The 8,328-nt window shown below is 68.0% G+C and carries 8 protein-coding genes and 1 pseudogene; 2 read left to right on the top strand and 7 right to left on the bottom strand.

Annotation, left to right across the window (positions count from 1 at the left end; translation table 11 throughout):
• Positions 1–340: 340 nt before the first annotated feature.
• The 3 genes from A6A27_RS04940 to A6A27_RS45690 all read right to left on the bottom strand — a co-directional run bounded on the left by A6A27_RS04940 (position 341) and on the right by A6A27_RS45690 (position 2,184).
• Entirely contained in the window at positions 341–643 is a 303-nt protein-coding gene (locus tag A6A27_RS04940) for a hypothetical protein (RefSeq protein WP_073833300.1), read from the bottom strand.
• Between the two features lie 881 nt (positions 644–1,524).
• Positions 1,525–1,659 (bottom strand): hypothetical protein, encoded by a 135-nt coding sequence (locus A6A27_RS46770; protein WP_274534523.1) that lies wholly within the window; start codon positions 1,657–1,659, stop codon positions 1,525–1,527.
• 63 nt (positions 1,660–1,722) lie between these two features.
• Positions 1,723–2,184, bottom strand: coding sequence for a hypothetical protein (locus A6A27_RS45690; RefSeq protein ID WP_073833299.1), 462 nt, complete (start codon positions 2,182–2,184; stop codon positions 1,723–1,725).
• Between A6A27_RS45690 and A6A27_RS45685 the strand changes: the two genes are divergently transcribed.
• Entirely contained in the window at positions 2,128–2,574 is a 447-nt protein-coding gene (locus A6A27_RS45685; protein WP_443189944.1) for a M14 family zinc carboxypeptidase, read from the top strand. The genes A6A27_RS45690 and A6A27_RS45685 overlap by 57 nt on opposite strands.
• A 1,006-nt stretch (positions 2,575–3,580) precedes the next feature.
• On the opposite strand, the pseudogene A6A27_RS45680 reads toward A6A27_RS45685, so the two are convergent.
• The 3 genes and pseudogenes from A6A27_RS45680 to A6A27_RS04920 form a co-directional block, all read right to left on the bottom strand.
• Positions 3,581–3,843, bottom strand: a pseudogene (locus tag A6A27_RS45680) (IS701 family transposase); the annotation flags it as partial.
• Positions 3,844–3,960: 117 nt separating this feature from the next.
• Positions 3,961–4,275 carry an STAS domain-containing protein gene (locus A6A27_RS04925; RefSeq protein ID WP_073833297.1) on the bottom strand — a complete coding sequence of 105 codons (315 nt, stop codon included), beginning with the start codon at positions 4,273–4,275 and terminating at the stop codon, positions 3,961–3,963.
• Between the two features lie 17 nt (positions 4,276–4,292).
• Positions 4,293–4,751 (bottom strand): ATP-binding protein, encoded by a 459-nt coding sequence (locus A6A27_RS04920; protein ID WP_241825078.1) that lies wholly within the window; start codon positions 4,749–4,751, stop codon positions 4,293–4,295.
• Positions 4,752–5,317: 566 nt separating this feature from the next.
• Between A6A27_RS04920 and A6A27_RS04915 the strand changes: the two genes are divergently transcribed.
• Entirely contained in the window at positions 5,318–6,547 is a 1,230-nt protein-coding gene (locus tag A6A27_RS04915; protein WP_143193887.1) for a hypothetical protein, read from the top strand.
• A gap of 712 nt (positions 6,548–7,259) precedes the next feature.
• Here the strand turns inward: A6A27_RS04915 and A6A27_RS04910 are convergent.
• Positions 7,260–8,105 (bottom strand): ankyrin repeat domain-containing protein, encoded by an 846-nt coding sequence (locus tag A6A27_RS04910; protein ID WP_338013276.1) that lies wholly within the window; start codon positions 8,103–8,105, stop codon positions 7,260–7,262.
• Positions 8,106–8,328: the final 223 nt, after the last annotated feature.

Below are 8,328 nucleotides of genomic sequence, written 5' to 3'. Positions count from 1 at the left end.
CCCCGAAGTACGAGGCCCGGTCATCAACGCCTCTCGAGGGGACGGCTCTGGCCGGCGCCCACGCGCCGGTGAAACCAGCCTCGATTACGGAGGAACCCTGCCGCCACGAACATTCGCGACGGCAGGGACGCCCGAGAAGGGCGGTGTCTCATGACCCAACAGACTATTGAGACACGCTGTAGGTGCCATACGTACGGCGGCCACCCGGCCCGGCCGCAGCCACGACCCGGGCAGGTACTCAGCGAGCGTCGGCAGGTTCGGACCGGGCTCGGCCTGCAGATCAGCGATCGTGACGCCCAGGTGGGCCAGCAGTTGCCGGGCAGGAGCGATGCGGGCGGGATCAGCCGACACGGGGGTCTCCGATCACCTGCGCGTGCCGGTCAGCCAGCAGCCGCGCGACGGTACGGGCCGGGTGGATCACCAGCAGGTCATGGGCGACCAGGGCGGCGAGCAGCAGCGGCTGCCCAGGCATGATCCCACACATCTGCCGCACGCTGGCCGGCAGCGGCAGCTCCCCCCGGCTGCCTACGACATGCTGCCCCTCCAGCGCTGACGCGATCACCAGCATCCCGTCGTGGGGGTGGATGTCGACGCGGTGGCCCGGCGAGCAGCCAAGCGCGCCCAGCAGCCCGCGTTCGGTCACCCGGCGGAACGGTCCGGGCGAGCCATACCGAGCAGGACCTCGTCCAGTGAGGCGTCTCCTGGCTGGCGTGGTGCGGGCATCGGCGCCGGACGGGGTCGCGGTCTGCCAGGAAGCGGGACCGGAATGAGCGCGCCGATGAGCTGCTCACGGTCGCAGCGGCGAATTGGTGTCATGGCCGGTCCAACCGGCAACACGCCACCGTGCGCCGGGCACCAGGTACGGCTCGCCGACGCTCGCGACCATCGATTACGGCAGGTATGCCGCCCGCGCACCAGTGCGGAGCCGAGCCCGACTCGAGATCGGTGGAACTCCACCAAGATTGGTGTCCGAGGCCCGAATTGAACTTTAACTACATGATCGGAATGGCCGCTGACCTGCAGTTGTGTTGACTGTTGAGTTGACGTGCACCCTGGGTGCCGATGTCGCGGGATTATGGCATGGCTGCCTCGGGTCGCGGGTCAGCCATGTTTAGTTCTGCGTTCGGTTCGGTGGCCACTGGAAGCCGAGCTGCCCTGCGGCTTCCTGGCTCCCGCCGGCCAGCCGGTCCTGCCGGCGCGGGTCGCTGTCGCATAGTGCTCTGACGCTTACGGTCGCCGTACGATGCGCCGGTCGAGGGGAGGCTCGCGACATAGTCGGCGTCCGGATAGGGCTGACCGCCGTTCGGAAGCGGGCTGCAAGGATGAGCGGCATGCAGGGCGATGGCGTGGCCAAGAACATCGGCAGGTCGAGCGCCGTGCGCTCGGTGCCGTCGCTCACCGGATCGAACGAGCCTCGATTCTGATCGTCATGTCGCACACCATGCCACCCGCCCCGGAGCCTCGACTGGTCCGGCCCGCCTGGTCGGTGACCAGGCGGGCCGGACGTGTCATCTAGCGGTCAGGTTAGTCGCAGCGGAGGGGAGACAGCGCGAAGTCCGCCACCGTGTCCTTCTCGCCCTTGAGCTTCACCTCGCTGGTCTGGGGCTTCCAGCCTTGGTTGGCGATGATCAGCGTGAGCGGGCTGTTCTTGCTGTCCATCCAGTAGGCGTACCTACCTTGGGCATCGGTGATGAACGTCCACGACGCCTTCTTCGCTTCGACCTAGACGACCGCACCGGCCTGCGGTGAGTTGGTGCCCTGGCAGCTCGTCCCGGTGACCGTGCCCAGCAGCTTGCCCCAGCTCTTCGGAGGAGTCGCGGTCATCGTCACCGCCACCGACCGCACCGTGTACGGCGTGTTGTCCTTGAGCGCGACCGAGGCGGTGTAGGTGCCGGGCTGGTCGACGTTCGCCGTCATCCCGACGGTGACCTTGACCTTCTCGCCCGGCGCCAGCGTGGCCGACGTCTTGTCGATCGTCATCCAGCTGACGTCCCCCGGTTCCTCGACGCACTCGTCGAACCCGGGCAGCACCTCGCCGGCGGGGGTGGAGGTGAAGGTGGCCGACGCACCGCCGATTCGGTAGAAGCCGCACGCCGCGCCACCGCGGTACAGCGCCTGCGGGACTTCGTGCTGAGCCGCCGCGTCGGCGGGGTACAGCAGATCAAGGTCAATGTCGATCTCCACTCGTACTCAGAACTGATCCTGTGGCCGTACGGGTACAAGAAGGCGGACACCGGCACCGACATGTCGGTGGACCAGAACAATGTGTTCAAGACCATCGGCAACCAGATGGCCGCGACCAACGGCTACACCGCCGAACAGGCCAGCGACCTTTACATCGCCGACGGCACGCTCAACGACTGGATGTTCTACGACCAGGGCGTCTTCTCCTACACCTTCGAGCTTTACCCCATCTGGTGCTGCACCGGTGGTGACTTCTATCCGCCCGACGAGCAGATCGTCCCGCAGACCACCCGTAACAGGGAGGCCATGCTGATCCTCTCAGAGTACGCGGACTGCGTGTACCGGGCGATCGGCAAGGAGGCGCAGTACTGCCCCGCTGGCACGCCATGACCACCAACCGGACGGACACGTCGAGACCGGTACGGGCTCGTCAGCCAACGCCGGCGGCCGTCGCCCGGGAAAGGCTGAATATGGCAATGCTGCGTGGCCTCGCCCACGGGAACAGCGCGTACTCAGCCGACTACGTCCCGGGTCGACGTCGTCCACGGCGGTGGCACCTCGGTGTTGTTCACCCAGGTCAGTGAACCGAACTCCTCCCCTACGACGGCTGTGGGTCGGGGAGACCTGGAAATCAATGCATAAGCACATCAACCTCATGATCAAGTTGTTTTGATCATGAGGTTGACCTACTTGGATGGAGCTGGTTTCGGGGTTTCGGAGTCATCCTGGAAAATCCCGGCCTGTGAGCTAATAGTGGTCGGCCTACCGGAGAACATAGCAATACCACCCGGAGGTTTCGCATGATTCGGGCCGCCAGTGTTCGCCGAGCAGTGCGTCGATCTCCTGACTGGCCATTGCGGAGGCCCTAAAATGTGTGCCCGACGCGGTGCCGCCCGGATCAGCACGGTGGCGACTGGCGCAGCCAGGATCTGCACGGGTCGTGACCCATCCGCTGCCCTGCTGGGCCCAATCCCATGCAGGCATCCGTTGTCGACGACGAGCGTCATACGTCCGGGCGAGCCGTCATCCGGGTCGAGCAAATCGGGGTTGGCGACACCAGCTATCCGCCAATCAACGGAATTCAGCCAGTCGCGCCGCCGGGCGATGGCAATCGCCTTTGGGATGTAGTCGACGCCCAAGGACCAGCCGCGGCCACGCCGCACCGCCACTTCGGCGATCACCTCCGGCGGCGCGCTGCGCAGGTCGCCGTGCGGCGTCGGCCACGCGCCGACTGCTGCCCCAGGGACAACGGCGCACGCGCCCGCAGGCGGTCTGGGCACGCCGCGCGCAGGCGGCGGGCGGCGGGTCGTGCCGGTAGTGGTCGGACCGAGCGACTTACCCACCGAGCACCGCCTGAATGTCCTCCGCGGCATAGTACTCCAGCCGAGGATCGTGATCACGGCAAGATGAGGGCTTGTCGGGCGTAGTGGCTGGTTTTGGCTCTGGCTTGGTGGCGGCGTCGGCGTATTGACCACAGCAGTGGGTCGCAGCGGCGGCGGGCGGGTTCGGTGATCAGAACGTGGAACAGGTGGCGTAGCTCGTTGACGTTCAGCGGATCTTCCAACGCCGGCCGGCGACCGCGACGAGGGCGCCGAGCGTGACGACCTCGGGTGCCCAGCAGCGGTAGAAGGCCAGCTCACCGGTGCGGCGGCTGCGCCGTCCGGGTCCAAGACACCGCCCAGCTTGCGCAACAAGCGCTCCATGCGGGGACACGGTGCGAGTTGCTGCAGGGCTGCGCGGAGGCGATTCGCCGGCCCCGGCGGTCAGCGCCACCAGCTAGTCGCCGGAGTCGGGCGTGCTGAGCGTTGGCAGGATCCCGGTCATCGCCAGCACCCGCCGGACATGGCCGGTGGGATTGACCAGGGCGAGGCTGACGCCCCTGTCGGCGGCACGGCCGTGGGCGTTGACGAACGCGTTCAGCACGGTGGAGTCGATGAAACTGACCCGCGCCAGGTCGACCTGGACGCAGGGCGCGCGGACGATCGCCGCCTGCAGGACGTCCCCCAGCGGGCTGGCTGCGGCGATGTCGAGTTCGCCGAACAGCGTCACGACGGCGGTCCCGTCGCGCACCGTCGTCTCCGACTGCCACATTTGCTCCACGCCGCACCTCACCGGTTCCTGCTCGACTGTACGCCGGACAGGCGGGCGGTGACGGTGGCTGTCGTCCCGTCCGGACCGCTGTCGATAACCAGGCTGTCGGTGAGCTGCTGGGCCAGCCACAGCCCCCGGTGGCCCGGGGTTCCGGGGCGCGGCAGCGCGATCGGAACATCCTCTGTTCCGGGACCGTGGTCGGTGACCTCGCACGACAGGGATGCGGCGTCGCGCAGCAGGCGGAGCCGTCCGCCGCCGCCACCGTGGCGCACGACATTGGTGACCAGCTCGTGCACGGCCAAGACGAAGTCCTCCAACGGGTCACCAGCGAGACCGGCCGCGCTGGCGGCCGCGGCGACGGCGTGCCGCAGCCGCGTCACCGCGACCTCACTGATCGATTCCGACAGTAGAGTCACCGCGCCCCAGACCTCGTCCGGATCGCCCCCACCGGCCTCGACGTGGCCACGCCAGCTCACGTGGGCACCGTACAGGGGGGTGGATGACCACCGCATGCGTTGGGACGTCGGGTGGGGTGGCTTCATGGCCTGGCCGCGGCTTGCCTCAAACGTGTGCCTGCTCTGCAGGTGCGGCGGGTCCTGCCTAGTATGTTCCCCGGATGCGCCGGTGACCGGTTGAGAGGTCGGGGTGCGCGGCCACCATCCGGAGCGGGTGCCCTCGACCCCCGGGTTCCCGTATGGCGCACAGGAAGGCCCCCAAGAACGGGGCCTTCCGCACGATGAGCAGCCGTCGGCACCGGGCACCCGGGCAAGCTTGGGTCGAGCAGACAGTTGTCTATCCGCGCTGCTGATGGCGTCGGATCTGCTCCTCGAGCAGTGCAAGGCGCGCATGAATGTCGGCCAGCTCATGGCAGCGTGCGGTCCGACTCGACGGTCACTCGGACCTGGCAACTTGATCCAGTGAGGCGCGGCCCGACAGCGGGGTCTGTTGTCTGTTCGCCGGATGAGCTGGGTGGACTTTTGGCTGATGGTGAGTAAGGTCAGCTAGCTGTCCGCACCTGTGCGTTCAGAGGAGGCCGGCGACCGTGGCCGAGAGATCGACCGCTCGCCCCGCCGATGGGGCTGCCCAAGACGACGACCCAAATGAAATTGACAGCTGGATCGCTCACCTGTCGCGGCCGGCAGCAAGCGACTCCGACACCTACGACGAATGGCAGGAGGCCGCCGCGCCGCAGTGGCGCCAGGACGTGCCGGACCCGCACGAGGAGTCGTACCAGCCCGAGGACACGAACCCGGAGCACGAAGCGCCGCACGCAAGACACCGGGCAGACCAGCAGTCCGAGGGATACGAGCAGCACGACGGGGCCTACGGGCAGCACGAGTACGCGTACCGGGGGTCCGACCCGGTGGCCGACCCCGCACCGGCGGGCTCCGAGCCCGACCAGACCTACCGGGGCGACGAGCACGAGCAAACCTCCTGGGAGGAACGGCGTGCCCAGGCGCCGTACGGACCGAACGATCCCAGTCCGGTGCGCGAGGACACGCATTCCGGGCTGCAGGAGACCTACGTCGTACCGGAGGGGGGCTACGCCCACGAGGAGCCTTACCCGCACGACGATTACGCCGGCCTCAACGAGTACCGCTACGGCGGCGGGTCCGCCCCGCAGTACCCCGAGGCGATCGAAGACGCTCCGACCCAAGTGCTGCACAACCTGGAGCTTGATGCCCGCCCACGGCCGGCCAGCCGGCGACGCTGGCTTATCGCGGTCGGCGGACTCGCGGTGGGCGCGCTGGTCTGCGCCATGGCGTTTACCTGGGGGTCGGACCGGCCGCCGGAAGGCGCGCTGCCGCTGGTGACAGCCACCATCCCACCGGACGCGTCTGAGGAGCCGATTGCCGTCCCGGAGATGCCGACGGCGACGCCGACTTCCGCGACCCCGCGCAGCTCCTCCGCCACGCCCAAGGCCACACCGAAGGTCACCCGATCGCCTAGCACCGCACCGTCGGTCACCCGCCCCGCCGCGCCGCCCTCGACACGCGCCGTAGCCACGCCGACGCAAACCCGAAGCGCGAGTCCGCTCCTGCTCGGGCCATCGAGCAACGGCGGGGTGGCGAACATGGCCCAGGGATACTGCGATCGGCACGCCGCCGGGGGCTCCGCGGAGCCCCGCAACGACGGCAGTTGGCAATGCACGAGGCTTCTCTCTGCGTCCACCGTCGACATGAACGTCGCCTGCCGCGACACGTACGGTTCGGACGCCTACGCACGAACATCGGATTCTGGCGATCCATACGCCTGGCGGTGCTACCGCTGATCACCCGGCTCAGGGAACCGATGCCCGATCTCTGTCCGTCGCCCTACGAACACCTCAGACGTCTAGTGCGGCAGCTCACGAAGCGAGTTTTGGAGCCGGCTCTGGCCGGTGAGATCACCGGTCACGTCGGCTACGACAAGCTGATCCCCGTCGACCAGCGGCGATCGCAGGAACGGCGGTTCCTACCCGTCCAGTATCCGGGAATGATCGCGTCGTCATCAGAGCAGTGCGGCAGCGGTCCGCCCGGGTGTTGTTAGTTCGGTGAGACGCTCCCCTGGACGGCGTTGACCGCGACGGTCGAAGCCACCGCCGCGTGCGACGTGCTCCTGACGATCGGCACCTCCGGCGTCCTGTATCCGGCCGCCGAGGTCCCCCGGATCGGGGCATGCTTTGGCGCTACCGGATGCCCCAGTCGACCGGATCTCCGGCGTCAACCTGCGGCACCACGGCACAGGTCCTCCCGGCCGTGGCCGCGGCCACATGGGAGGAAACCCGACACGAGATATCGGCCGCGGCACGATCCCGGCTCACCTCCGCAGCCACAGCGAGCGGGTACCCGCCGATGTGTCAGCTCATGGCCGCTGTCCCCTCGAATGCTCACCTGCCGCAGGCCGAGCTGCTGACACACACCCCCTAGAGCATCCTAGGACATCGACTTCACGGTGGTAAGGGGAAGCTGGCCCAGTTATCCATACAGGCCCGAGATGCTCTCTTAGCGGCCGAGCTGTCGGTTGAGCTCTTCAAGCACGTCGATGAGTTTCAGCCTGCTGGTGCCGGTCGGCATGATGTGGGTGGTGCCGTAGGCGAGTTCCACCAGGGCCGAGCGTGCGGCGGCGAGTTCGTCTGCGGTGGCGTCCAGTTGATGCCAGGATGCGTTGGCCGCTGGGATGATCTCGTTGCGCAGCCGCACGGCCATGGTCCGTGCCGTGTCGGCGTGCGTGCCCGTCCGAGTGTTCCAATCGTCGTCGCCGAGGTCGTCGAGGGCGATGTCGATGACGCTCGCCAGCAGGTGCAGCATCTGCGGGTCGCCGGCGAGCCGGACCGCCGTCGGGACGGCCCGGACGACCGTACGAGTGATCGGCACGTCGTCCAGGCCGACGTGGCGCTCCCCCAGCATGAACTGGACGTTCTGGCGCTGCCAGCCCTGGGCCAGTTGCAGCGCGGTCATGCCGTCGGCGCTGACGGCGTCGATGGCAGCGCCGGCCAGTAGGAGGGCCGCGATGACCGACTGTTCGTTGCGTTCGACCGCGTGCATCAACGCCGTTCGCCCCCACGCGTCGCGGGCGTCCACGTCGGCGCCGCACTGCAGGAGCACGTCTACTGCGGCGTGATCGCCGCGTCGGGCGGCCACGACGATCGCCGGATTCGCGTCGGAACGCTGTTGGTTGGCGTCCGCGCCATAGACGAGGAGCAGGCGCAGCACTGCCGGTGCGACAGGTTGCATCACCGCGGTGATGAGAGGTGCCTCCTCGCTCGGACCTGGGGCCGCCCCCGCTTCCAGCAGTACCCGAAGCGTCGCAAGAGCCGCGGGCGTCGGGTGGAACGCGATATGGGACACGGCCTCAGCTTTCCGTTTAACCTCAGCCGTCGGTGGCTGGGTTTGCTCCTGTGTGGATGTCGGCGTGTCGCGTTCGACGTGGGACGGCCACCGCCTGATGATCTTCCGGTTCCTGGCAGAACATGAAGATCAAGGCGGTGGCCGTGGTCACGATTCTGGACTACTTGGGCCGGCTGGTGCTACCCGGCGTCCCGTCGAGAGGGCCGGTGGCGGATCCGGCAGC

This window comes from Micromonospora sp. CB01531, assembly GCF_001905095.1.
GTDB lineage: Bacteria > Actinomycetota > Actinomycetes > Mycobacteriales > Micromonosporaceae > Micromonospora.
Note: the sequence above shows the minus strand (reverse complement) of the source record. Positions and strands in the feature narration are given on the sequence as shown.

Excerpts from the sequence above, each read along its gene's own strand:
- A6A27_RS04925 (WP_073833297.1), bottom strand. The coding sequence starts at position 4,275 with ATGTGGCAGTCGGAGACGACGGTGCGCGACGGGACCGCCGTCGTGACG.
- A6A27_RS46770 (WP_274534523.1), bottom strand. The coding sequence starts at position 1,659 with ATGGACAGCAAGAACAGCCCGCTCACGCTGATCATCGCCAACCAAGGC.